Origin of the sequence: Hypericibacter terrae (genome assembly GCF_008728855.1) — a bacterium.
Lineage (GTDB): Bacteria > Pseudomonadota > Alphaproteobacteria > Dongiales > Dongiaceae > Hypericibacter > Hypericibacter terrae.
Window position 1 is genome coordinate 5,219,005 of the sequence record NZ_CP042906.1, and the last position, 24,661, is coordinate 5,243,665.

Below are 24,661 nucleotides of genomic sequence, written 5' to 3' on the forward strand. Positions count from 1 at the left end.
GGCCGGACCGTCCGGTCGCGCGGTCAGACCGCGCGCTTGTGCCGCTCGATGCAGGTCGAGAGAACCTTGTCCATCGGCTCGCGCCACCAGCGCTCGGAAAAGATCTCGATCTCGGCGGGGCCATCATAACCGGCCGTTTCCATCCAGCCGCGAATGAGCGGAATGTCGACGATGCCATCGCCCATCATGCCGCGATCGGTCAGCAGATGGGTGGTCGGCACCAGCCAGTCGCAGACATGCAAGGCCATGAGCCGGGCCGTACCGGCGCGCGCGATCTGTACAGCGAGCTCGGGATCCCACCAGGTGTGATAGACATCGACGGCGACGCCGAGCCCGCGGTCGCCGGCCGGATCAAGGCGGTCGCAGAGATCGAGCGCCTGGCGCAGCGTGTTGATGCAGCTTCGATCCGCCGCCATCATCGGATGCAACGGCTCGATCGCCAGCGGCATCCCGGCCGCCTGGGCAAACTCGAGCAGATGCGCGATCTCCTCGGCGACCATCTCGCGCGCGGCCGCGAAATCCTTGCTGGGCGCGCTGCCCGGCCGCGAGAATTGCGGCAAGCCGCCCGCCACCAGAACCAGACAGGGGGCGCCCAGTGTCACCGCCTCCTCGACCGCGCGGCGGTTGTCGTCGCGGGCCGACTGCCGGTGAGCCGGGTCCGCCACCATCATGCCGCCGCGGCAATAGCCGGAGAGCGCCAGCCCAGCATCGCGCAGAAGCTTCGCCGCGCGATCGACGCCAACCTGCTGGACCTGATGGCGCCAGGGGCAGACCGCCCTGACCTGGTGGCGCACACAGGCCTCGAGGATCGTGGGCAGATCGCCCTGCCGGTCGAGCGTGATGGTGTTGATCGACATCCAGCGATGATCGCGCGAGAAATCCCTCATGGCCGGGCGCTCCGCTGCAGGGCCCGCGCCGCGGCGGTCTCGCTGGAGGCGGCCGTCGTCAGGAACCGCCGGAACAGCTCAACCTGCCCCTGCACCATGGCGGTGCCGCCGACGAAAAGCTTGCCGAGCTTGCGCGCGTCGCGCTGCAGGCGGGAGGGCGAATCCCCGATCACGATATCCACCACCGTCTCGCCGCGCGCGACGATCTCGGGCCGAAAGGGCGACGGGTCTCCGGCCTGCATTCCCAGTGTCGTCGCATTCACCAGGATCTGGTAGTCCCGATTCGCCGTAGCACCGGCGCTCAAGGCGCAACCGCGCGCGACCCGGCGCAGCCGAAGCAGGAAATCCGCGGCCTTGCCCGGCTCGCCATCCTCGATCGCGAGGGAGGCGGCTCCGGCCGCCACGATCCGCGCCGCGATCGCCTTGCCAGCGCCGCCGCACCCGGCAAGCCGCACATGCTTGCCGGCCAGAGCCACGCCCGCCCCCGCCAGCGCCGACTCGAATCCCATGCCGTCGAAATTGGCGCCGATCCAGGAACCCCCGTCGAAACGCACGCAATTGGCGCTGCCGACCAGCGCCACCAGGGCCGTGCGGCGGTCGAGATGATCGCAGATCGCGGTCTTGAGCGGCGTCGTCACCACCAGTCCGATGACGCCGCGATCCTTCCGCAGCACCCGAAGATGATCGCCGAGCGCCGCTGGGCCCAGTCGTTTCTTGACGACGCGCAGCGCCTCGCCGTCGCGCTGGAAGAGGCCGTTGAGCAGGTCGGGCGTGCGGACATGGGCGATCGGCGTTCCGATCATCTCGATGCGCCGGCCGCCCGATGTCCCCATGCCGGCGGCCGGGTCAGCTCAAGCTGGCGAGATAGCTCGCGTAATGCGCGGCGATCGCATCGGCGGCCAGATCGCCGTCATGCAGGATCACGCGATAGCGCAGCGCCATCGTCTCGCCCTGCCTGATGTCGCGCTTCTCGAGGCGGAAGGGCCCGACCGTGACGACGCCCCAGTCGGAGACGAACCAATAGGGATCGCGGTGATCGCGCGGATCGGGGAAGAGCGCCAGGCCTGCCCAATGTCCGCCGCCGACCGGGCCGTTGTAATGCACCCAGCGCGCGCCGCTGCCGCTGACCGCCTCGCCGCCGCTGTGACCGCGATCGTCCCGCACCCGGCCGCCGGAGGTGACGGCGATCGATTCGGCAACCCGCAGATTGAAATAGGCATGGCGCGTCGGCCCGAGCGACAGATCCCACTCCGCCGCTGAGAGCCGCGATTCGACATCGATCACGTAGGCGCCCTCGATCGTCTTGAGATCGAGCAGCCGCTGCTCGCGTGCCGCCAGCCGCCCCTCGAGCGCCGCCCATTCCACCGGCCCGCGCCATTCCATGGTCTGGGTGATGCGATAGCCGCCGCCCGGCGTCTCCTCCCCGCTGGCATTGGTCTGCAGAATCCGCCCCGGAGCACGCCCCTGGAAGGTCTCGTCGACGTAGAAGTTGTAGGTGTACTGCTCCTTCCGGCCAGCCGCCGCCGGCATCCAGCAATCGACATGGTCCGAGGCGATCCAGAAGGAATTGTGATGCGGATGATCGGCCGGGCATTCCGAGGTGACCGCGAAGCCCAGCGGCGTATAGACGGGAAAGAGATAGGGACGATGGCGGCCCTGCGTCAGGCTGAAGACCGGCTGGGACCCGCGCCGCAGCGTGCGCCGCTCGGTCTTGGCCCAGGCGCCCTTGGGCAACGCGATCGGGTCGTCAGCGAGGATGAATCGATCGGCCATTCCGTTCTCTCCGATGGGCTTGCCTATCATGCCGCGGGCGGGCCCTGCAATCGATTGCTCAAACGGCCTTGCGGCGCCTTCCGCCGCCATTGCCCTTGCGGCTTCGCATCGGGCCTTTCCTGGCCGCCGGCGCGTCGCGCGCGGAGCGCATCGCGCGCGGCGGCGCCGTCGATTGGCGCAGGATCAGGCTGGTATCGAGCGGGTAATGCGCGGCATGCGGCTTGCCGTCGAGCTGCGCCATCAGATAGTCCGCCGCACGCTTGCCCATCTCGGCGGCCGGAACCCGGACGGTGGTGAGCGCCGGCCGCAGATGCGCCGCGAAATCCAGATCGTCGAAGCCGGCGATCGAGAGCTGGCGCGGGATCTCGATCCCGCGCTCGTCGCATTCGACGACCGCGCCGAAGGCCAGCACGTCGCTGCCGCAGATCACCGCCGTCGGTTTCGGCGTGCCCTCGAGAAGTCGGCGCAAGCCGCCGCGCCCGCCTTCGATGCTGTAGGGCTCCTCGACGATGGCGGTTTCGGGGACCTCGACGCCATGGGCCGCCAGCGTCTCGACCACGCCGTCGATCCGGTCCTTGACGCGGTCGTTGTTCTTGCGGAAGCCGACGATCAGGCCGAACTGCCGGTGACCCAGCTCATAGAGATATTGCGCAATTTGTGCCGATGCGGCGCGGTTATCGAAACCAACCGAGGATTGGGCGCTCTTCGGCCGGTAGGTGTAGGTGTTGATGAAGGGGATCTGCTTGACGGCCAGGAGAGTCATGAGCTCCGGCGCATGGGTATGGCCGACCAGCACCAGCCCTTCCGCGCCCCGCTCCACCAGCAGCCGGGCCTGGCGCCATTCGCGCTCGACCTCGAAATTCGAGGTCGTGACCAACAGCGAATAGCCGTTCTCGCCGGCGGCGTTCTGCAGGGTCTCGACCAGGCGCGCATAGATCGCGTGATCCAGCGTCGGGATGACGGCGCCGATGGTGCGCGTGCGGCGCGTGCGCAGGGCGCCGGCCGCGTTGTTGCGCAGATAGCCCAGCTCCGCGATCGCCGCATGGATGCGCGCCCGCACCTCCTCGTTCACCACCGCGGGCATGGTGAGGGCGCGCGACACGGTCGAGGTCGAGCAGCCGACGCGCCGCGCCACATCGCTGAGGCGGATCGCGCCCGGATCCGATTTCTGTCCGCGTTTCCGGGGTTTGGCCATGCCCTTGCTTAGCCATCGCCGCCTCGCCCCGTCAAGCTTGACAGCGCGTCCGGCTTTCTATGCAATCGATTGCAGAAATCCCGCCTCCGGGCCCTGAACCGGGTGGATCGCCTTGAACGAGCGCAGAGTGGCCTTCATCACCGGCTCGCGGCGCGGCATCGGCCGGGCCGCGGCCTTCGCGCTGGCGGAAGCCGGATTCGACATCGTCATCAACGATCTGGAGCGCGATGCCGACGCCGAGACCACCCTGCGCGGGCTGGCCGACCGGGGCGTGCGGTCGCGCTTCCTCCTGGGCGATATCACCGAGATCGAATTCCATGGCCGGCTGCTCGACGAGATCGATCGCGAGTTCGGGCGGCTCGATTGCCTGGTCAACAATGCCGGGATGATCGCGCAGCGCCGCGGCGACATCCTCGAGACCAGCCCGGAAGAGCTCGACAGCCTCTGGCAGATCAATTTGCGCGGCACCTTCTTCCTGACCCAGGCGGTCGCGCGGCGCATGATCGCCGAGAGCCCCGACCGTCCCGGCCGCTCGATCGTCACCATCACCTCGGCCAACGCGCTGATGGTGTCGCCGGAGAAGGCGGCCTATTGCATCTCCAAATCGGCCGCCTCCATGGCCGCTCAGCTCTTCGCCGTCAGGCTGGCCGAGCATGGGATCCCGGTCTTCGAGATCCGTCCGGGCCTGATCACCACCCAGATGTCGGGGCCGGTACGCGAGCGCTACAGCAAGATGATGGGGGAAGGGCTGACCCCCATCCGGCGCTGGGGCAGGACCGAGGAGGTCGGCAAGGCGGTCGCAAGCCTCGCCACCGGTGCGTTGCCCTACAGCATCGGCCAGGTGATCAATATCGATGGCGGATTGCTGACTTTCCGTCTCTGATCCGAGGATTCGACGCCGAGATGAGCAGACCCAAGGAAGCGGAATCGTGAAGCTGGCGAGCTATATCCATGCAGGACGTCCCTCCTGGGGCGTCGTGGTCGATGGCGGAATCGTCGACATGGCCCGGCGATTCCCCGAGCTGCCGAGCTTGCGCAGCGCGCTCGCCGCGGCCGCGCAAACCCGGATCGCCGCGGCGGCCCGCGGCGCGAAGCCGGACGTCGCGCTCGACGCGGTGACCCTGCTGCCGCCCATCCCCGATCCGGAGAAGGTCATCTGCTTCGGCAATAATTACCGCGAGCATGTGCTGGAAGCAGGCCTGAAGATCCCCGAATACCCCTCGCTCTTCGTGCGGCTCGCCAACACCCTGGTGGGACATGGCGGCGCCATCGTCGTGCCGCGCGTCTCGTCGGAGCTCGATTACGAGACCGAGCTCGCCCTCGTCATGGGCCGCGCCGGGCGCCATGTGCCGGCGGCCAAGGCCTTCGACTACATCGCCGGCTATACCTGTTTCCACGACGCCTCGGTGCGCGACTTCCAGCTCAAGCATTCGCTCGATGCCGGCAAGAACTTCATCGGGACCGGCCCCTGCGGCCCCTGGATCGTGACCGCCGACGAGATCCCGGAGCCGGGTAGGCTCAATCTCCGCACCCGGCTCAACGGCGTCGAGCTGCAGAACGGCAATACCAGCGAGCTCATCTTCGATATCCCGGCGATCGTCGCCTATATCTCCTCCTTCACGCCGCTTAGTCCCGGCGACATCATCGCCACCGGCACCCCCAGCGGCGTCGGCTTCACGCGGAAGCCGCCGATCTGGCTCAAGCCGGGCGACATGGTCGAGATCGAGGTCGAGCGCATCGGCGTCCTGCGCAATCCGGTGCGCGCCGAAACCGATGCCGACGGCGCGAGCTAGAAGACCGGCCATGTATCTGGGCGTCGATATCGGCGGCACCTTCACCGACCTCGTCATGATGGACGAGGCGGGCAGCCTCAGCACGGCCAAGGCGCTGAGCACGCCGGGCGAGCTCGAGACCGGCGTGCTGAACGCCGTTTCGCTGGCGGCCCAGAGCCGGTCGATGTCGGTCGGGGAGCTGCTCTCGCAGGTCAGGATCTTCGGCCATGGCACAACCCAGGCCACCAACGCGCTGATCGAGCGGACGGGGGCCCGCACCGGCCTCATCACCACCCGCGGCTTCATCGACACGATCGGACTGCAGCGCCTGCTCGGATTCTCCGCCGGCGTTCCCGTGGACCAGCTCGGCTGGTACAGCCGCCGGCGCTATCCAGACCCGATCGTGCCGATCGCGCTGCGCCGCGAGGTGCCCGAGCGCGTCGATCACGCGGGCCGCATCTTGCTCGCGCTCGACCGCGGCGCGGCACGCGCGGCCGTCGAGGAGCTGATCGAGGCCGGCGTCGAGACTTTTGCTGTCGCCCTGCTCTGGGCCTTCCGCAATCCCGCCCATGAGCAGGCCATCGGTGAGATGATCCGGGAGCTGCATCCGAAGGCCTATGTGAGCCTCTCCTCCGAGGTCTCGCCCATCATCGGCGAATATGAGCGGACCGCGACCGCGGCGCTCAATAGCTACCTCGCGCTCAAGGTCGTGTCCTATCTCGACCGGGTCGAGACGGTGCTGCGCGACAACGGCTTCCGCGGCAAGTTCTACATCCTCAACAGTGCCGGCGGCGTCATGCCGGCGCCGGAGGCGGCACGCAAGCCTGTTCTCCTCGTCGCTAGCGGCCCTGCCGGCGGCGTGCTGGGATCGCTGCAGCTCGCCAAGGCCCTGGGCCATCGCAACGTCATCACCACCGACATGGGCGGCACCAGCTTCGACGTCTCGCTCATCGTCGACGGCAAACCGCTGGTCTCCGCCAGTCACGAGGCCGGCGGCTATCACCTGAACACGCCGATGATCGACATCCTGGCCGTGGGGGCCGGCGGCGGCTCGATCGCGCGGGTGGAGGACGGGTTGCTGCGCGTCGGCCCCGAGAGTGCGGGTGCCAGGCCCGGCCCCGTCTGCTATGGCCGCGGCGGCACGTTAGCGACCGTCACCGACGCGGATGTCGTGCTCGGCATCATCTCGCCCGACAATTTCCTCGGCGGTCGCATGAAGCTCGACCTCGAGGCGGCGCGCGAGGCGATCCGCACCCAGATCGCCGAACCGCTCGGCCTCGGCATCGAGGAGGCCGCCGCCGGCATCGTGCGGATCGTCAACGGCCATATGGCCGACACGCTGCGCGAGGTCACGATCGGGCGCGGCTTCGATCCGCGGGACTTCGTGATCTTCGCCTATGGCGGCGCCGGCCCCGCCCATTGCGCCGGCTACGGCGCCGAGCTCGGCGCCAGCCGCATCCTCATTCCCGCCACCAGCATGGCGCATTCGGCCTATGGCGCGCTCGCCTCGGACGTCCATCATTCGAGCGAGCGCTCGCAGCTCATGCGGGGCGGCGGCAGCGGCAGAAAGCCCTGGGAAGGAATCGATGTCGAGCGGGTCGCCGAGATCTTCGCCGACCTCGAGGCGCGCTGCATCGCCGGCATGGAGCGCACCGGCATCGCGCGCGAACATGCGAGCGTGGTACGCACCGTCGATATACGCTATCGCCGCCAGACCCACGACCTGATCGTGAATTTCCCCGACGGACCGGTCGACGCCGCCGCCGTCCGCAGGGCGGTCGAGCGCTTCGAGGACGATTATGAAGGGCTCTATGGCAAGGGTTCCGGCTTCAGCGACGCCGGCATCGAGCTCAGCACCTTCCGCATGCAGGCGACCGGACATAACATGGCACCGGCGCCGCAATGGGTGGGGGCGCGCCATGCACCGGCGCCCGGCTCGCGCCAGGTCTTTGAGCCCAGTGTCGGCACGAAGATCAAGGCGGCGGTCTGGCAGTGGCTCGATCTGCCGGTCGGCCACCGGATCGACGGACCGGCGGTGATCGAGCATCCCGAGACCACGGTCTATGTCGGCGTCCGGCAGACGGCGCTGATCGATTCGACCGGCAATCTCTCCATCGATCTGGCGGAGGCGCAGCAATGACGGCCGCGACCATTCTCAAAGCCGACAGATCGGCCCGCATCGATCCCATCACCTTCGAGGTGATCCGCCACAAGCTCCAGGCCATCACCGAGGAGCAGGCCATCACCCTGAAGCGGGTCTCGGGCTCGCCGGTGGTGACCGAGGCGACCGACTTCAACAACGGCCTCTATCTGGCCGACGGCTCGATCGTGACCATGGGCCCGCAGGTGATCTTTCACACCGGCACCATGTCCACCGTGATCCGCAACATCATCAAGGACTTCGAGCCGCGCGGCGAGATCCGCGAAGGCGACATGTTCATCCTCAACGATCCCTATCGCGGCGCCATCCACCAGCCCGACGTCTCGATCGTGGCGCCCTTCTTCTACAAGGGCAGACATTGCGGCTGGGCCGGCTCCTGCGCCCATCAGCTCGATGTCGGCGGCATGAGCTTCGGCAGCTGGGCCTATCGCGCGACCGAGGTGCAGCAGGAGGCCATGCTGCTCACCGGCCTCAAGCTGATCGACGGCGGCAAGCTGCGCGACGATCTCTGGCAGATGATCATGAGCATGACCCGCCTGCCGAACTATCTGGGTCTCGACCTCAAGGGCATGATCGCCGCGAATCATGTGGCGATCCAGCGCCTGACCGAGCTGTTCGATCGCTACGGCATGGAGACGGTCGATTCCGTCATGAATGCCGAGATCGACGCCTCGGAACGGCGCATGCGCGAGCGCTTGCGGAAGATCCCCGACGGGATCTACCGGGCCCGCGACTATATCGACCACGACGGTCATACCAACGCGCTCTACCGAGTCTGCCTCGCCATCCACAAGAAAGGCGACACGCTCGAGTTCGATCTCGAGGGCACCTCGGAGCAGGCGCCGGGCTTCATCAACTGCACCTGGTCCGGGATGAAGGGCGCGCTCCTCACCGGCCTGTTGCCGATCCTGGCGCCCGACATCCGCTGGAACGAAGGCGTCTTGAGGCCCGTCACCATCCATGCGCCGGAAGGCACGCTCTGCAACGCGCGCTGGCCGGCGCCGGTCTCGGGCGCCACGGTCTGCGCGGTCTGGATCGTGATGAATGTCGCGGTCGCCGCCCTGTCGCGCATGGTTTCTTGCGCGCCCGACATGGTGCGCGAGGCGCAGGCCGTCACCAAGGGCCAGATGTCGGTGCTGACCCTCGCAGGCCTCAATCGCAATGGCGAGGCCTACGGCACCTTGCTGCTCGATTCCATGGCGGGCGGCGGCGGCGCCTCGATCGACAAGGACGGACTCGACGGTTCGGGCGACTATGACGTGCCGCGCCCTGCCATCGCGAACGTCGAAGCCAACGAGGCGATGGGGCCGATCCTCTATCTCTTCCGCTCCTTCCTGCCCGACACGGCGGGGCCGGGGCGGATGCGCGGCGGCGGCTCGACCGGCCTGGCGCTGGTGGCGCATGACGTCGAGGGGCTGGATGCGATGGTGATCGGCCATGGCGTCGAGGTGCCGAACTCGACCGGCCTCTATGGCGGGCTGCCGGGCTCTTGCGCCTATCACCTCATCAAGCGCAGCAATCAGAGCGTGGGCGCACTCATCGACCGTTACTGGAATGCGGAACTCGTGATGGCGGATAGCGGCGTCGAGGATCTGGGCGCCAAGCCCGGCGGCTTCCGCATCGGCCAGGGCGACGTCTTCTGCTACACCTTCCAGGGCGGCGGTGGTTATGGCGATCCGCTGCTGCGCGAGCCCTCGCGGGTCGCCCAGGATATCCGTGACGGCCATGTCTCGACGGAAAGCGCCGCGAATCTTTATGGCGTGGTGGCGAAGGGAAAATCGGCCGAGATCGACCGGGCCGCGACTGAAGCCAGGCGCGACGCGATCCGGCGCGAGCGGCTGCGCGGCAAGAAACCAAAGACGGCCGCGCCCGGGGCCCGCAACGATGGAAGCGCCGAGATGCGGATCGGCGAGGACCGCCATTTCCATTGCGCCTGCGGCGCCGATCTGGGTCCCGTCTCGGAAGACTGGAAGCCGAAGGCCTCGATGCGGAAAGTGCCGCCCAGCGCCTGCGGTCCCCATGTCCGGACCCATCGCGAGCTCGAGCTGCGCGAGTTTTCCTGCCCCGACTGCGCCACGTTGCTGGAACTCGAAGTCTGCCGCAAGGACGAGGACTCGCTCTGGAGCCTCAGCCTGTCCTGACGGCTGATGACGGGCGCCCTCGCTACTTTGCGAACTTCCGCGCGCCGAAAACGCAGAGAACGACCGCCAAGGTGACGACGATCATCAGCGGGCTCACCTTCTCATGGAGCAGGGTGCCTGCCAGCGCGAGCCCGAAGAAGGCCTGCAGCAATTGCACCTGTCCCACCGCGGCGATGCCGCCCTGCGCCAGACCGCGATACCAGAAGATGAAGCCGATCAGCATGCTGAAGAGCGACACATAGGCAAGCCCGAGCCATGCGGGCCGGCCGATGCCGTGGAACGTCGCGGGCAGATTGGTGAAGACGAGCAGGACCATGATCGGCATCGACAGCACCAGGGCCCAGGAGATCACCTGCCAGCCGCCGAGCCTGCGTGACAGCTTCGCCCCTTCGGCGTAGCCCAGGCCGCAGACGATGATGGCGGCGAGCATCAGCAGGTCGCCCATCGGCGACGCGGCAAATCCCTGCGTGAGGGCGAAGCCCGCCACCAGCGCGCTGCCGAGGCAGGAGAAGAGCCAGAAGGCCGGACGCGGACGCTCGCCGCCCCGCAACACGCCGAAAATCGCCGTCGCCAGCGGCAGCAATCCGACGAAGACGATGGAGTGCGCCGAGGTGATATGTTTGAGCGCTATGGCCGTGAGCAGCGGGAAGCCGACGACCACGCCCAGCGCCACGATGCAAAGCGAGAGGAGATCGCTCCGCGCCGGCCTTTTCTCCTGAAAGATCAGCAGAAGCCCCAGGCCGAGGATGCCCGCGATGGCGGCCCGCGCCACGGTCAGGAACACGGGATCGAAATCCATCACCGCCAGCCGCGTGGCCGGCAGGGATCCGCTGAAAATCACCATGCCCAGAAACCCGTTGATCCAGCCGCTCGTCGTCTTATCCATCGCAGGCTCCGCGCTCGTTCTGCCTATATCAGGGCGCGGGCGCTGGCCTTTCCAGAGACAGTGGAGTACAATTAAATCATACTGTCATGGTCAATGAGGCAGTACAGATGATCGGACTCGCGGAAAACCTGGGAAGCGAAGGGTCCACGCTGATCGAGCGGGCAATGGCGACGATCCGGCAGCGGATCGCGGCCCGCGCCCTCACCCCCGGCTCGCGCCTGCCCTCCATCCGCGCCTTCGCCAAGACCATGCAGGTCTCCAAATCCACCATCGTCGAGGCCTATGAGCGGCTGGCGGCGGAAGGCGTGATCCAGTCACGGCTGGGGTCCGGGTTTTATGTCTCGGGGCCGCTGGCACCACTGTCGCTCGCCGAGATCGGCCCCAAGCTCGACCGCGACGTCGATCCGCTCTGGATCTCCCGCCAGTCGCTGGAAGCAGGGCCGGAAATCCTCAAGCCCGGCTGCGGCTGGCTGCCCGCCTCCTGGATGCCCGATGCCGGGCTGCGCCGGGCGCTGCGGACGCTCTCCCGCGCGGGCAATGCCGCCCTGGCGGACTACGACACGCCGCTCGGCCTGGCACCGCTGCGCCAGCTTCTCTCGCGGCGCATGGCCGAGCATGGCATCGAGGCATCGCCCGACCAGATCATGCTGACGGAATCGGGCACGCAGGCGATCGACCTTCTGTGCCGCTTCCTGATCGAGCCCGGCGATACCGTGCTGGTCGACGATCCCTGCTATTTCAACTTTCACGCCCTGCTGCGCGCGCATCGGGCCAAGGTCGTCGGCGTCCCCTATACGCCCACCGGACCGGATATCGATCTCTTTGCCCAGGCGCTCGAGACGCACCGCCCGCGCCTCTACATCACCAACTCCGCCATTCACAATCCGACCGGCGCCACCCTGTCGCCCGTCGTTGCCCACCGTCTTCTCAAGCTCGCCGAGCCGGCGGGACTGACCATCATCGAGGACGACATCTTCGCCGATTTCGAACAGGCGCCCGCACCGCGGCTCGCAGCCTTCGACGGGCTCGACCGGGTCGTTCATATCGGCAGCTTCTCGAAGGCGCTGTCGGCATCGGTGCGCTGCGGGTTCATCGCGGCACCGCATGGCTGGATCGAAGGCCTGACCGATCTCAAGATCGCCACCTCGTTCGGCGGCGGTCATCTCTCGGCCGAGCTGGTCCTGGCGATGCTCAAAGATGGCAGCTACCGCAAGCATATGGAGGCGCTGAAGGCGCGTTTGTCCCAGGTCATGGGCGAAACGAGCGCCCGTCTGAAGGCGCTCGGAATCCTGCCCTGGCTGGAGCCGCAAGCCGGCATGTTCCTGTGGTGCCGGCTGCCCGACGGCATCGATGCCGCCGACATTGCCCGAAAAGCGCTTGCGCAGAAGGTTGTGTTGGCCCCGGGGAATGCCTTCAGTCTCTCGCAGGCATCGGGCGGCTATCTACGCTTCAATGTCGCTCAATCGACGGACGCGCGAATCTTCAAGTCGCTCGAGCGAGCGATGCAAGGCCGATGAGCTTGCCCGGCGAGGATCGGACGAGTCTCAAAAACCGTCGCGTCGCCATCATCGGCGGCGGCCCCGCCGGGTTGATGGCGGCTGAGGTCATCGCCGGTGCCGGCCTGGCCGTGACGCTGTTCGACCGCATGCCCAGCGTCGGGCGCAAGCTGCTGATGGCGGGGCGCGGCGGCCTGAACCTCACCCATTCCGAGCCGCTCGACCGCTTCCGCGCGCGCTATGGCGACGCGTCGGCCTGGATGGGCCCGCTGCTGGACGCCTTTCCGCCCCAGGCCCTGATCGGCTGGTGCGAGGGGCTGGGGCAGCCGACCTTCGTCGGAAGCAGCGGGCGCGTCTTTCCGAAAGCGATGAAGGCGAGCCCCCTGCTGCGCGCCTGGATCCGGCGGCTGGAGGGCTTGGGCGTGCGCTTCGTCACGCAGGCGCGATGGACCGGATGGAACGAGACCGGCGCGCTCACCTTCGCCGACGGCAGCACCTATGCCGCCGACGCGGTGCTGCTCGCCTTGGGCGGCGCCTCCTGGCCCAGGCTCGGCGCCGATGGCGGCTGGACGGCTTTGCTGCCCGACATCGAGATCGCGCCGCTGCGCCCGGCGAATTGCGGCTTCGCCGTTGAGTGGTCGGCGATCTTCCGCGACCGCTTCGCCGGCACGCCGCTGAAACGCATCGCTCTCTCGCTCGGCGACCGGACCGTCGAGGGCGAGGCCATGATCACCGCCAAGGGCATCGAAGGCGGCGCCGTCTATGCTCTGTCGGCGCCGGCGCGCGAGACGATCGCGCGCGACGGCTCCGCGTCGCTGCGGATCGATCTGCGCCCGGATATGACGCTCTCGGCGCTCGCCGAGCGGCTCGACGAGGGATCGCGCGGCAGCGCCTCGCTCTCGAGCTTCCTGCGCAAGCGCGCCGGGCTCCCGCCGGTCGCCGTCGGTCTCGTCCAGGAGGCCTTGCATGCCGGCGAGACGAAACCGCTGCCGGCGCTCGTCAAGTCATTGCCGCTGCGCCTGACGGCGCCCTTCGGCCTGGCGCGGGCGATCTCGACCGCCGGCGGCATCGCGCGCTCGGAGCTCGACGAGCGGCTGATGCTGCACAAGCGGCCAGGCGTCTTCGCCGCGGGCGAGATGCTGGACTGGGAAGCGCCCACGGGCGGCTATCTGCTGCAGGGCTGCATGGCGACGGGCGTCGCCGCGAGCAGAGGTGTGCTCACCTTTCTTGCAGAAAGAGAAGTTCGCAGCGCTTAAGCCACCGAAACGGCTTACCCACTATGCAGACTGAGATTAGCGCTTCGGTTGATTATAACGTATAATAATGCGCGCAGCGGGGGTGTGCTGATCACATGGCTAAGCGCAGCATTACTGACGATGAAATTGCCTTGATTAAGGCGATGCAGATTCGCGGCTTTAAGAACAAGGACATTCAGTTCTACTTCAATCGCCCAGACAGGCCCGTCAACAGCGGTCGTATCTCCGGCATCCGAAGCGAGACTTACGGCGGATCCGCCGCGGTCCCGGCTGCACCCAACGCCGCGCTCGACTCATTCCTTGCAGCTCATGCCGACGGAAAGAAGCACCTCACTAGCAGTTCCGCGCACTCCGACACGCCATGGTCGCACAATCGCATTGCGAAATGCTTTGCAAAAGGATCAGACGGAGTATGGCGACTCGTCGTTAAGGAGAGCGACCACTTCGAGTGCAAAGCGAGCTTTGGCTTCAAATACCAAGGTAAATGGTTACGCGCGATCGCAGCTCTGGCAAACAACGACGGCGGATACATCTTCTTTGGAGTCAACGACAAGGACGTCAAAGGACCAAAGGGCGAAGATCTCAGCTACGCAGTAGTGGGTCTTGATAACAATGAATTCGCCTCAGCAGATCCCGCTGACCTTGCGACGCGCGTGAAGTCCATGTTTGATCCCACGCCGGCCATCCAAATAGCCGTGGCCAAAATCGGCGAAAAAAATGTCGGGGTACTGTATGTCCATAGACACGATAGCCGGCCAGTGATTGCCACTAAGCAAGATGGCGATATCAAAGAAGGCGATATATTTTATCGCTATCCTGGCCAATCATCGCGCATCAAGTACAGCGATCTCCGGGCGATGCTTGACGCAAGAGACGCAGAAGCGCGAACCCAAATACTACCAATGGTCGAGCGGCTACTTCAGCTGGGGCCAACTAGAAGCATGATTACTGATCTAGACGAAGGCATAATGGCAGATGGCAAGAGAACCATTCAGATAGATCAAAACCTAATAGAAAAACTGACATTTATAAAGGAAGGGCAGTTTAGCGAGACTGATGGAGCGCCTACTCTTAGGTTAATCGGTGAAGTTCAACCAATTGACGGCACCTCCAAGGCAAAGCAACATCTCGGCGTCCTCACACGTGCTGATTTTCTGGCCGCATTCCTCGATCAGGCAAAACCTGACGACCCTAAAGAGTACATACGATTCGCACTCGAAGTTGCAACGAATGAAAGGCTGCCCCTCCATTACTTTTCTCGCCTCGCGAAGCTCGACAACGAAGGGCTAATGGAATTCATCAACAACACTAACGGCCCCTCGGCGCGAAAGAAGAAATGCATCAAGTGGCTCAAGCCAAACGCGGCGTACCAGGCCGCAGTAGGAAAGCCCAAAGGAATTCTCGCAGAGATTATCGCCGGCAAGCTACCAACCATATCCACTCCGACAGAGGCATCACACGCAGCACAAGCGATCCTGGCTCTGCCGAGCTCTGCGACTTTCGAGATTGGGTCAATCCTAACGCTACTTAAGCGATGTCTCGTAGTGGCCGGAACCACGTCAGCAATAAGTTTCGTGCGGCGAGCTATCTGTCGAGTGGACGAACTTAAGTTCAGCAGCTCAAGTTGAAACCATAGCAAGGCCGGAAACCCACCTCCCTTGCGATCGGGGCGCGCCGCGAAGACAGTTAGCAATCGGTAGCGCCAATCAGAATCGCTACAATATAGTGACGGAGATTTGCGGTGTTGTTGATCGATCATTGTGCCATCGCTAGGCAAGTCACGAATTCTCTTCTGGCTACTTTGTGAGCACAATCCAATGAAGCTCAGGAGCATCTCACACTTAAGGGGGCGCCGCGGTCTATGACTGTGAGAATCAAGAGGTCCTCACCGGGGATTCGAGCGTTAACTGAATTATTTGAATTGCTAGAGAAGTCACGGCCAGACGACAGTTACGTTAATCTCTACCGCGGACATCCAAGCAAAACCTACGTGTTGCAACCTTCAATATTTCGGAGGAAGGAGTACCGGCGAGTTGAGAAAAATATCCTGCGCGAGCTAATCGCGATTCAACCGAAGGAATTTCGGGAAGACAAAACTGCATTTGAGCAACTGGTCCGTATGCAGCATTACGGATTACCAACAAGGTTACTTGACCTGACGTACAATCCGCTTGTTGGACTCTATTTCGCCTGCTCTATGCATGCTGACAAAGACGGGGAATTTCTCACATTTTCGCTTCAGAAATCTGAGATCAAATACTTTGATAGCGACACCGTGAGCTGCGTCGCCAACTTATCCAATCTCACCGGCCGTCAGAGAGATGAGATTCGGAAATTCTCTACAACGTCGGAACTCAATGAAAGTGACGTTGGGTTGCGGCTCCTTCATTTTATAAAAGCTGAGAAACCGTATTTCCTGCCAAGGATTGAAATGCAGGACTTGAAAAGCATACGCGCTGTCCGTCCAAAGCAGACCAATCAGCGAATACTCGCGCAGCAAGGAGCATTTCTTATATTTGGCCTTGTATCGACGCTCCAAGACTCAAATAATTTTGGAATTAGAGTGACTCGCAAAGCGATTCCTGCAGGAGCAAAGAAGAAGCTGCTCGAAGAGCTAGATAGCATCAATATCAATGCAAGCACACTCTTCCCCGAAATCGACTCCGCAGCGAAATACATAATGAGCAAAATTACGCCCTTGAATGATGTCGACGAAAGAGCTGACTGATCTCCAAATTTTCTCGTTGGGCCTAATCTAAGTTCCCGCTCCCTGCGGGAGGACCATATAGGCCTCCTCGCGGCCGAGCTCGCGATAGGCGACGCGCAGGCTCGAATAGAACTCGTCGAGATCGACATTGCAGCTGCGCACATGCCGGTGCGAGACGGTCGGATCGAACGCCGTCCGGCCATGCAGCAGGCGCTGGTTGTTGAAGACCAGCATCTCGCCGGCCGCGATCTTGACGACCAGGTGATTGCGCTCGTCATAGAGATAATCGAGGAAGTCCCGCAGCGCGTCGTAATAGCCGGCGACGTCGCCCTCGGCGATATCGAGCGGCGCCGTGCCCCGGTCCAGCAGCCGCACGCCTTCGATATGGCCCTCGCGGTCGAGCCGGATCACGGGGCCGGTCGCATAGAAGGCGCGGCCCTCCTTGAGCGTGCGGTGGAAGCCGGCCGGCACGGTCGACAGCAGGTGAAAGGCCGCGGGATTGCGTGCGCGCAAGGCCTCGGCGGCGTGATAGCCGTCGACCAGGATGGAATCGCCGCCTTCGTCGCTCTGGGCCAGGACATGGAAGAAGGTGATGCCGGGCGGGTTGTGGCGGTAGGGCTCGTCGGTATGCGGCGCCAGCGCCACCGAGGTATCGCCCACGAGCTGCGGCGTCGGCCGCGAGATCAGCTCATAGATCCCGTAATTGGTCATGCGCAGCGCACCGACCACCCCGGCGACTTTCTCGGTCGCCTCGCGCTCGCAGGTGACGTCGGTCAGGATGACGAAACCGTAGTCGCGCAGCCGCTCGAGGAAGCGCAGCCGCGCCCGCTTGTCCTGCAGGGCCGGATAGCTTTCATAGCTCAGAAGATTGTTGGTCCGCGCATGCCACAACACCGGCTTGTGGCGGCGATGTTCGCGCTCGGGAGGCGACAGGCAATGGGCGCGCAGCCACATCGAATCATAGCTCGAGACATGGCCGCCGGGCTTCCAGGCGACCGCGATCTCGCCTTGCGCATTGAGACGCGCGCTCTCGACGGCGACATCGCGCGGGATGTCGGTCAGGCGCAGGAAACGGCGCGCGGTCTCGGTGCTGCCGCATTCCGGGCAGACGCAGTTATGGCGCAGCCAGATGGCGGGGAAGCGGCTGACATGGCCGTCGGCCCAGCGCACCCGGAGATCGCTCCCCTCGGTATCGACATGAACGGCGACATGCCTGTCGTCGCGGGCGTCGCTGCGCTGGGTCTGGCTCATGCCGGGTCGATCTCCGAATGATCGCGTGGCCGCGCGCAACCTCAGACGATATGATGCGCGGGCGTCAGGGCGTAGCCGATTATGCCGGATGACAGGGCGCGGCGCCACGCCATGAACAGGGGTTCGGATGACCAAACATGTCCTGGTACTGGGCGGCGACGGCATCGGACCGGAGGTGACGGCCGCTGCCGAAGCCGTGCTCCGGACCCTGGATGAGCGCCACGGGCTCGCGATCGCGTTCGAGCATGCCCTCGTCGGCGGCGCCTGCTTCGATGCGACCGGCCAGTTCATCACCGACGACACCATGCGCCGCGCGAAGGCGGCCGACGCCGTTCTGTTCGGCTCGGAGGGCGGGCCCAAATGGGACAGCCTGGAGCTGACCGGGCCGCCGGAGGCGCGTAGCGGCCTGACGCGGCTCCGGCGCGAGCTCGAGCTGTTCGCGAACCTGCGGCCCATCCGCCCCTTCGACGCCATGCTGTCGCATTCCACCCTGAAGCCCGAGGTGGTCAAGGGCGTCGATTTCATCATCGTCCGGGAGCTCTGCAGCGGGATCTATTTCGGCGAGCCGCGCGGCATCGAGCGCAAGTCGGACGGCCTCCTCCACGGCTTCGACACTCAGGATTACAGCGAGCCCGAGATCGAGCGGATCGCGCATGCGGCCTTCGCCCTCGCCCGCTCGCGCCGGAAGAAGCTCACCTCGGTCGACAAGGCCAATGTGATGGAGAGCGGCATCCTCTGGCGCCGCACCGTGACGCGGATCGGCGAGCGGCATTATCCCGAGGTGCGGCTCGATCACCTCTATGTCGACAATGCAGCCATGCAGATCATCCGCGACCCGCGCCAGTTCGACGTCATCGTCACCGACAATCTCTTCGGCGACATCCTGTCGGACGGATCGGCGATGATCACCGGCTCGCTCGGCATGCTGCCCTCGGCCGCCCTCGGCGCGCCGCGGGAAGACGGGCGCCGGCCGGGCCTCTATGAGCCCGTCCATGGCAGCGCCCCCGACATCGCCGGCAAGGGCCTCGCCAATCCGCTGGGCGCGATCCTGAGCGCCGCGCTGCTGCTGACCCATGGGCTCGGCCGGCCCGATCTGGCGGGGCTGGTCGAAAAGGCGGTCGGCAGGGCGCTCGATGACGGCGTCTGCACGCCCGATCTCGGCGGCCGTGCCGGCACGAGCCAGGTCACCGCCGCCGTGATCGAGGCACTTGGACAAATCTGAAGCGCTGCCGGTCCTCCGCGCGAAGCGGAAGACCGCCAGCCTCTCGAGAAAGCTCTACTTCGCCTTGGTGCAGTAGGCGCAGATCTTGTTGCCGTCCAGGTCGCGGACATAGGCCGCATAGCTGGTGCCACGGGGGCCCGGCTTGCCTTCGTCCGTTCCGCCGCTGGCGAGGGCTGCCGCGTGGAATCCATCGACCGCCTTCTTCGATTTCGCCGTGAAGGCGATCATCGTGCCGTTGCCGAAAGTCGCCGGCTTCTTGTTGTAGGGCTTGGTCACATAGAACTGGGTCTTGGCCGGCGCATTCTTCGGGCCATAGCCGGCATAGCGGTCTTCCATCCCCGTCTGAACGAGCCCGAGCGGCGCCAGCGCGGCGTCGTAGAATTTCGCGGCGCGCTTGATGTTCTTGGCCCCAACCATGATGTAGGCGAGCATGCTGTTGTCCCCTGAAAAGGAAGGTTCCCGGCTGACCCGGTGTTGCGCGGGCAAAATGTCCTGTCTTGGCGTTTCCCGCAAGGCCGTCGCGGCGCCTCCCCCGGAAGGACTCCAGCGGCGAAGCCACCCGCGCTAGTCTTCCGCGCCCGGGCTGACCCGGGCACAGATCCTCGCCGCCGCCGAAGCGAGGATCGGCAATCGGGAAGGAGCTGTCGATGGAGAGGATCGGTTTCGTGGGGCTGGGCCGCATGGGACGCCCCATGGCCAGCAATCTCGTCCGGAAGGGCTTCGGCCTTTCCGTCTATGACATCAACCCCGCCGCGGTCCGTACGCTGGTGGAGGTCGGCGCCAAGCCCGCCAATGGCGTGCCGGGCGTGGTCGAGGGCAGCGACGTGATCGTGACCATGCTGCCCAGCGGCATCGAGGTCGACGCCATCGCCAACGGGCCGGACGGCATCTTCGCGCATGCCAGATCCGGCCAGCTCGTCATGGATATGAGCACCATCGAGCCGCGCACCACCGACAAGCTCGCGGCCGAGGCCGCCAGGCGGGGGCTCGCCTTCGTCGATGCGCCGGTCGGCCGCCTGGCGAGCCATGCCGACCGCGGCGAATCGCTGTTCATGGTCGGCGGCACCGAGGCGGACTTCAAACGCGTGCTGCCGCTGCTCCAGGCCATGGGCACGACGATCCATCATTGCGGGCCGGCCGGCAGCGGCATCCGCACCAAGCTGGTCAACAATCTGCTGGCCGTCGCGAGCTGCCAGCTCAATGCCGAGGCGCTGGCCCTGTCGCAACGCCTCGGCCTCGATCTCCCCAAGACGCTGGAGGTCATCCATGGGACGACGGCCACAAACGGGCAGCTCAAGCTCAACTGGCCGGGCAAGGTGCTGGCGGGCGACACGGCCCCCGGCTTCTCCATCGATCTGGCGCATAAGGACCTGTCGCTGATCATCGCGGCGGCGCAGGCCGAGACCATGGCGCTGCCGATGGTCGCCGCCGCGCGCGAGGCCTTCACCATGGCCCGCACCGCCGGCCATGGCGGCAACGACTTTTCCGCCATCGTCGACTGGTTCTGCTCCGTCTCCGGCGCGCCGAAGCCGCGGCTGCGCGAGGCCGACTAGGGGACGAGGGAGGCCGCGAAATCGGTCTGGCGTCGGCCAAAGCCGCATGGCAGGACTAGGATCGGCTCCAAGGGCAGGCAGAAGGGGAACGCCGGAATGGCGGAGGCGGGCAAGACGGAGAGCTTGGGCTGGCCGGCGGCGATCCATGCGGCGCTCCGGAAACATGATGTACGACAAGTCGCCTATGTCCCCGACGGCGGCCATACCGAGCTCTTGCAGCGGGTTCATGCCGATCCGGCCATGACGCCGGTGCTGCTGACCAGCGAGCAGGAGGGTGTCGGCGTCGTGACCGGTGCCTGGCTGGGCGGGCAGCGCAGCGCGCTGGTCATGCAGTCCAGCGGCGTCGGCAACTGCGTCAACCTGCTGTCGCTGGTGCGGCTCTGCCAGCTGCCCTTCCTGGCGCTGGTGACGATGCGCGGCGAATGGGGCGAGTTCAATCCCTGGCAAGTGCCGATGGGCTCGACCACGGCGCAGGCCTTCGCGCTGATGGGCGTCCAAGTGCAGCGCGCCGAGACGCCCGACGAAGTCGCACCCGTGATGCAGGCTGCCTGCGCCATGGCCTTCGAAGGCGGCACGCCGATGGCGGTGCTGCTGGCCCAGCGCCTGATCGGCGCCAAGGAGTTCCTGAAATGACCGCGACCCGTTTCCAGCGCCGCCCGGCGGTGGCACGTCTCCTGGCCGGCCGGCGCGATCTGCTGGTGGTGAGCGGACTGGGCGCGCCCAGCTATGATGTTGCCGCGGCGGGCGACCATGAGCGCAACTTCTATCTCTGGGGCGCCATGGGCAGCGCCGCGCTGGTCGGGCTCGGCCTGGCGCTGGCGCAACCCAAGGTCCCGGTGCTGGTGGTGACCGGCGACGGCGAGATGCTGATGGGGCTGGGCGGCCTCGCCACCGTGGCGCTTCGCAATCCGGGCAATCTCTCGATCGTGGTGCTGGATAACGGCCTCTATGGCGAAACCGGCGGCCAGGAGAGCCATACCTCGGGCCCCACCGACCTGCGGGCGGTCGCGCGCGGCTGCGGCATTGCCGACGCGCGTACTGTGACAAGCGAGACAGAGCTGGCGGCGCTCGCGACACGGGCTCATGCGCCGGGCAACGGGACCGTCTTCGCCCGGATCCCGATCGATCCTGCCCCCTTGCCCCGCATCCTGCCGCCGCGCGATGGTGTGTTCCTGAAGAACCGGATGAGGAGTGCCTTGGGCCTGTCGCCGCTCTGATTTTTTCTCTTGCTGGGAGAGGAAGCCATGCCGACCGCCACTGTGATCTACCCCGAGTTCGACCGGCCGCTGAGCGAGGATCCCGAGCGCAGCTGGACCCTGCCCGCGCGCTATTATTTCGATCCCGCCATCTACGAGGCCGAGCGCGAGAAGATCTTCTTCAAGAGCTGGCAATATATCGGCCATCGGAGCCAGCTCGAGAATCCCGGCGACTACATCACCGGCACTGTCGTCGACCAGCCGGTCTTCGTGCTGCGCGACCGGAGCGGCGAACTCAAGGGCTACTACAATGTCTGCCTGCACCGCGCGCATGAGCTGCTGAAGGGCGAAGGCAGCCTTCGGTCCGCCGCGATCACCTGCCCCTACCATGCCTGGACCTACGATTTCGGTGGAACCCTGCGGGCGGCACCCAACACCAAGCAGGTCAAGGACTTCATCCCCGAGGACTTCAAGCTGACGCCGATCCGGGTCGAGCTCTTCGCCGGCTTCGTCTTCGTCAATCTCGATCCCGACGCCAAGCCGATGACCGAGCTGGTCGGCTGGCTCGCGGAGGATCTGCGCAAGCATGTCCCGGACTTCGACGATCTCAAGCTGTTCGAAGCCCGGGCCATCGGCAATGCGGTGACGAAGGCCAACTGGAAGGTCGTCGTCGACAACTATGTCGAATGCTATCACTGCTCGAAGGCCCATCCGGCCTTCGCCGACATGATCGAGATGACGAGCTACGAGAACGAGGTGATCGGCCCTGTCTCGCGCCAGCTTGGGTTCAACACCAAGCCCAAGAACAGCGCCTACGACTTCTCACCGGAAGCGCCGGTCACCCATGCCGCCTTCTGGTTCCTGTGGCCCAACATCACCTTCAACATGATGCCGGGCGACACGCAGCTCTCGGTCGCCGTCATCCAGCCCAAGGGCGTCGAGGAAGCAGTCTTCTGGTCGCACAATTACCGCCTCAAGGCCGAAACCGATCCCGCCAAGGTCGCCTACGGGCGCACGGTACTGGGGCCCGAGGACAACGACCTCTGCGAATCGGTGCAGCGCGGGCTGCATGCGCGCGTCTATAAGCAGGGCCGCATCATCGTCGATCCCGCGCGCAGCGGCATCGGCGAGCATGGCATCCACCATTTCCACCGGATGGTGAAGACGGCGCTCGATCGTTAGCACCTGGCAGGGAAGCGCCCCGGAAGACGGCACGAGATTTCGATCGCAGGACGGGCATGAGCGAAGACCGCAGGCAGCTCGCGGATTGGATCGACCAGGAACGCCGGCGCATCGTCGATTTCTTCCGGGGCTTCATCCGCTGCAGGAGCCCGAACCCGCCGGGCGACACCACCGAGGCCGCCCGGTTCATCGGCGATTTCCTCGAGGGCGAAGGCCTCGCCTTTCGCCTCATCGCGCCCCAGCCCACGATGCCCAATCTGGTGGCGGCCTTCGACGGCGCCAAGCCCGGCAAGCATCTGGTGCTCAACGGCCATATCGACGTCTTCCCGGTCGGCGATGGCCGCGACTGGAGCCGGGATCCCTGGGGTGGCGAGCTGGTCGACGGAAAGATCTATGGGCGCGGCGCCTGCGACATGAAATGCGGCACCAGCGCCTCGATCTTCACCTATGCGCTTCTCCATCGTATCCGCGAGCGCCTCAAGGGGCGCCTGACCTTGACCGCGGTGTCCGACGAGGAGACCTTCGGGCCCTGGGGCGCCCGCTACCTGATGGAGCATCATCCCGAGGTCCATGGCGATTGCTGCCTCAATGGCGAGCCGGGCAGCCCCTACACCATCCGGTTCGGCGAGAAGGGGCCGCTCTGGCTCGAGTTCAAGATCCGCACCAAGGGCGCGCATGGCGCCTATACCCACGCCACCGAGAGTGCGACCAAGCTGGCCCAGCGTCTGATCGGCGACCTCGAGCTGGTCACGGAAATCGAGCCGAAGCTCTCCGACAATATCCTCCGCTCGCTCGAGGGCGCGCGCGAGGCGACCGACAAAGCCATGGGCAAGGGCGCCGCCGACATCGTGTCGAAGGTGACGCTCAATATCGGCGTCATCGAGGGCGGCCTCAAGGTCAACATGGTTCCCTTCGCCTGCCGCTTCGAGGCCGATATCCGCCTGCCGCTCGGCGTCACCCGCGAGCAGGTCATGGCGGAGGTGAAGAAGGTCCTGGCGCGCTATCCGCAGGCCTCGGTCGAAGAGATCAACTTCAACCCGCCCTCCTACTGCCCGCCGGACGGCGCCATGGTCGGAATCATCCAGAAGAATGTCGAAGCACTGCGGGGCTTCAGGCCCCAGCCCATCGTCAGCCTCGGCGGCACCGACGCGCGGCTCTGGCGCTATCGCGACATCCCCGCCTATGTCTATGGCCCCTTCCCCACCGGCATGGGATCGGCCGACGAGCATGTGGAGCTCGAGGACTTCATCCACATCGTGAAGGTCCACGCCCTGTCGGCCTACGACTATCTGATGAGCTGACCTGGCGGCGGCCTCGGCGCGTCGCGAGACGTCAAAGCTCGGCGACGTGTTTCCTGGCCTGCAGGAGAATATCCACCGACAGCTTCGGGTCCTTCACGATCCGGGACAGTGTCAGCGCGCCGATCATCATGGAAAGCGCGGCCAGGACCCGCTGCTTCGCGGGCTTCGCCTTGGTTTTATCCAGCCGCTCGGCGAGGCTGTCGACGAGCTTCACGATGCCTGCCGTCGCCGCGGCCCGGGTCTCATCGTCGCCGCGCGCGAGCTCGCTGCCGAGGGCCGCGAAGGGGCAGCCGCCGGACGGGTCGTCCCGGTGCTTCGTCGAGAGATAGTTCGCCGCGATCGCTTCGAGCACATTCCCTTTGGCTTTGTGCGAACAGGCCGCCAGCAACGAGCCCATTTCCGGCTCCACCGCGGCGGCGCAGGCTTCAGCCACGAGCTGGTCCTTCGACTCGAAATGCCGGTAGAAGCCGCCATGGGTGAGGCCGGCCGCCGCCATCAGCTCGGACAGGCCCGTCTCGCTGATACCGTTGCGGCGGAACTCGGCGGCCGCGGTCTTGACGATCCGCTGCCGGGTCTTGGCGGTCTCCTGTTTCGATTTCCTCATGCGGCACTGCTCTCTTCAGACCGCCCCGCGGCGGAATTTCCGGATTCCCTTTGATGATTCGATTTCATCCCCCCAACA

Annotated in this window: 22 protein-coding genes; 14 read left to right on the top strand and 8 right to left on the bottom strand. The window is 65.6% G+C overall.

Features of this window, described 5'->3' with window-relative positions; all coding sequences use genetic code 11:
* Positions 1–23: 23 nt before the first annotated feature.
* From FRZ44_RS23870 to FRZ44_RS23885, 4 genes are read right to left on the bottom strand one after another with little or no spacing between them, the layout of a single operon-like run.
* Positions 24–887: a sugar phosphate isomerase/epimerase family protein gene (locus FRZ44_RS23870; protein ID WP_151179533.1), complete on the bottom strand. Its 864-nt coding sequence runs from the start codon at positions 885–887 to the stop codon at positions 24–26.
* Positions 884–1,720 carry a shikimate dehydrogenase family protein gene (locus tag FRZ44_RS23875; protein ID WP_151179534.1) on the bottom strand — a complete coding sequence of 279 codons (837 nt, stop codon included), beginning with the start codon at positions 1,718–1,720 and terminating at the stop codon, positions 884–886. The genes FRZ44_RS23870 and FRZ44_RS23875 overlap by 4 nt, the downstream gene beginning before the upstream one ends.
* A 13-nt stretch (positions 1,721–1,733) precedes the next feature.
* Positions 1,734–2,660 (bottom strand): DUF6807 family protein, encoded by a 927-nt coding sequence (locus FRZ44_RS23880; RefSeq protein WP_191908278.1) that lies wholly within the window; start codon positions 2,658–2,660, stop codon positions 1,734–1,736.
* 58 nt (positions 2,661–2,718) lie between these two features.
* Positions 2,719–3,855, bottom strand: a complete 1,137-nt coding sequence (locus tag FRZ44_RS23885; RefSeq protein ID WP_151179536.1) for a LacI family DNA-binding transcriptional regulator — start codon at positions 3,853–3,855, stop codon at positions 2,719–2,721.
* A 112-nt stretch (positions 3,856–3,967) separates the two neighbouring features.
* On the opposite strand from FRZ44_RS23885, the gene FRZ44_RS23890 reads away from it, so the two are divergent.
* Genes FRZ44_RS23890 through FRZ44_RS23905 form a run of 4 tightly spaced genes read left to right on the top strand, consistent with a single transcriptional unit; the run spans position 3,968 to position 9,929 of the window.
* Complete coding sequence (locus FRZ44_RS23890) at positions 3,968–4,738, top strand: 3-ketoacyl-ACP reductase (RefSeq protein ID WP_151179537.1); 771 nt, start codon at positions 3,968–3,970, stop codon at positions 4,736–4,738.
* Between the two features lie 46 nt (positions 4,739–4,784).
* Positions 4,785–5,648, top strand: coding sequence for a fumarylacetoacetate hydrolase family protein (locus FRZ44_RS23895; protein WP_151179538.1), 864 nt, complete (start codon positions 4,785–4,787; stop codon positions 5,646–5,648).
* A gap of 10 nt (positions 5,649–5,658) precedes the next feature.
* Positions 5,659–7,767: a hydantoinase/oxoprolinase family protein gene (locus tag FRZ44_RS23900; protein ID WP_191908279.1), complete on the top strand. Its 2,109-nt coding sequence runs from the start codon at positions 5,659–5,661 to the stop codon at positions 7,765–7,767.
* Positions 7,764–9,929 carry a hydantoinase B/oxoprolinase family protein gene (locus FRZ44_RS23905; RefSeq protein ID WP_151179540.1) on the top strand — a complete coding sequence of 722 codons (2,166 nt, stop codon included), beginning with the start codon at positions 7,764–7,766 and terminating at the stop codon, positions 9,927–9,929. Before FRZ44_RS23900 ends, FRZ44_RS23905 begins: the two co-directional genes overlap by 4 nt.
* Before the next feature lie 22 nt (positions 9,930–9,951).
* Here FRZ44_RS23905 and FRZ44_RS23910 read toward each other — a convergent pair whose 3' ends face one another.
* The gene (locus FRZ44_RS23910) at positions 9,952–10,815 is read right to left on the bottom strand and encodes a DMT family transporter (RefSeq protein ID WP_151179541.1); all 864 of its coding nucleotides are present in this window, start codon (positions 10,813–10,815) and stop codon (positions 9,952–9,954) included.
* Between the two features lie 107 nt (positions 10,816–10,922).
* Here FRZ44_RS23910 and FRZ44_RS23915 point away from each other — a divergent pair, with 107 nt between their 5' ends.
* The 4 genes from FRZ44_RS23915 to FRZ44_RS23930 all read left to right on the top strand — a co-directional run bounded on the left by FRZ44_RS23915 (position 10,923) and on the right by FRZ44_RS23930 (position 16,295).
* Positions 10,923–12,332 (top strand): aminotransferase-like domain-containing protein, encoded by a 1,410-nt coding sequence (locus FRZ44_RS23915; RefSeq protein WP_151179542.1) that lies wholly within the window; start codon positions 10,923–10,925, stop codon positions 12,330–12,332.
* A complete protein-coding gene (locus tag FRZ44_RS23920; protein WP_151179543.1) occupies positions 12,329–13,567 on the top strand; it encodes a BaiN/RdsA family NAD(P)/FAD-dependent oxidoreductase in 1,239 nt (412 codons plus the stop codon). Before FRZ44_RS23915 ends, FRZ44_RS23920 begins: the two co-directional genes overlap by 4 nt.
* A gap of 95 nt (positions 13,568–13,662) precedes the next feature.
* Positions 13,663–15,195 carry an AlbA family DNA-binding domain-containing protein gene (locus tag FRZ44_RS23925; RefSeq protein WP_151179544.1) on the top strand — a complete coding sequence of 511 codons (1,533 nt, stop codon included), beginning with the start codon at positions 13,663–13,665 and terminating at the stop codon, positions 15,193–15,195.
* 233 nt (positions 15,196–15,428) lie between these two features.
* Positions 15,429–16,295 (top strand): FRG domain-containing protein, encoded by an 867-nt coding sequence (locus tag FRZ44_RS23930; protein WP_151179545.1) that lies wholly within the window; start codon positions 15,429–15,431, stop codon positions 16,293–16,295.
* Between the two features lie 27 nt (positions 16,296–16,322).
* Here the strand turns inward: FRZ44_RS23930 and FRZ44_RS23935 are convergent, their stop codons facing one another.
* Positions 16,323–17,525, bottom strand: coding sequence for a TauD/TfdA family dioxygenase (locus tag FRZ44_RS23935; RefSeq protein ID WP_191908281.1), 1,203 nt, complete (start codon positions 17,523–17,525; stop codon positions 16,323–16,325).
* A 127-nt stretch (positions 17,526–17,652) separates the two neighbouring features.
* Here FRZ44_RS23935 and leuB point away from each other — a divergent pair, with 127 nt between their 5' ends.
* Positions 17,653–18,747: a 3-isopropylmalate dehydrogenase gene (leuB, locus tag FRZ44_RS23940; RefSeq protein ID WP_151179547.1), complete on the top strand. Its 1,095-nt coding sequence runs from the start codon at positions 17,653–17,655 to the stop codon at positions 18,745–18,747.
* A 54-nt stretch (positions 18,748–18,801) separates the two neighbouring features.
* On the opposite strand, the gene FRZ44_RS23945 is transcribed toward leuB, so the two are convergent.
* Entirely contained in the window at positions 18,802–19,179 is a 378-nt protein-coding gene (locus FRZ44_RS23945) for a VOC family protein (RefSeq protein WP_151179548.1), read from the bottom strand.
* Between the two features lie 215 nt (positions 19,180–19,394).
* On the opposite strand from FRZ44_RS23945, the gene FRZ44_RS23950 reads away from it, so the two are divergent.
* The 5 genes from FRZ44_RS23950 (at position 19,395) to FRZ44_RS23970 (ending at position 23,979) form a co-directional block, all read left to right on the top strand.
* Positions 19,395–20,300, top strand: coding sequence for an NAD(P)-dependent oxidoreductase (locus FRZ44_RS23950; RefSeq protein ID WP_151179549.1), 906 nt, complete (start codon positions 19,395–19,397; stop codon positions 20,298–20,300).
* Between the two features lie 96 nt (positions 20,301–20,396).
* On the top strand, positions 20,397–20,933 hold the full coding sequence (locus tag FRZ44_RS23955; RefSeq protein WP_151179550.1) for a thiamine pyrophosphate-binding protein: 537 nt from the start codon (positions 20,397–20,399) through the stop codon (positions 20,931–20,933).
* Positions 20,930–21,517 (top strand): thiamine pyrophosphate-dependent enzyme, encoded by a 588-nt coding sequence (locus FRZ44_RS23960; RefSeq protein WP_151179551.1) that lies wholly within the window; start codon positions 20,930–20,932, stop codon positions 21,515–21,517. The genes FRZ44_RS23955 and FRZ44_RS23960 overlap by 4 nt, the downstream gene beginning before the upstream one ends.
* A 27-nt stretch (positions 21,518–21,544) precedes the next feature.
* On the top strand, positions 21,545–22,678 hold the full coding sequence (locus FRZ44_RS23965; RefSeq protein ID WP_151179552.1) for an aromatic ring-hydroxylating oxygenase subunit alpha: 1,134 nt from the start codon (positions 21,545–21,547) through the stop codon (positions 22,676–22,678).
* Between the two features lie 56 nt (positions 22,679–22,734).
* Positions 22,735–23,979 (top strand): M20/M25/M40 family metallo-hydrolase, encoded by a 1,245-nt coding sequence (locus FRZ44_RS23970; protein WP_151179553.1) that lies wholly within the window; start codon positions 22,735–22,737, stop codon positions 23,977–23,979.
* 31 nt (positions 23,980–24,010) lie between these two features.
* Here FRZ44_RS23970 and FRZ44_RS23975 read toward each other — a convergent pair whose 3' ends face one another.
* Complete coding sequence (locus FRZ44_RS23975) at positions 24,011–24,583, bottom strand: TetR/AcrR family transcriptional regulator (RefSeq protein ID WP_151179554.1); 573 nt, start codon at positions 24,581–24,583, stop codon at positions 24,011–24,013.
* Positions 24,584–24,661 lie beyond the last annotated feature (78 nt).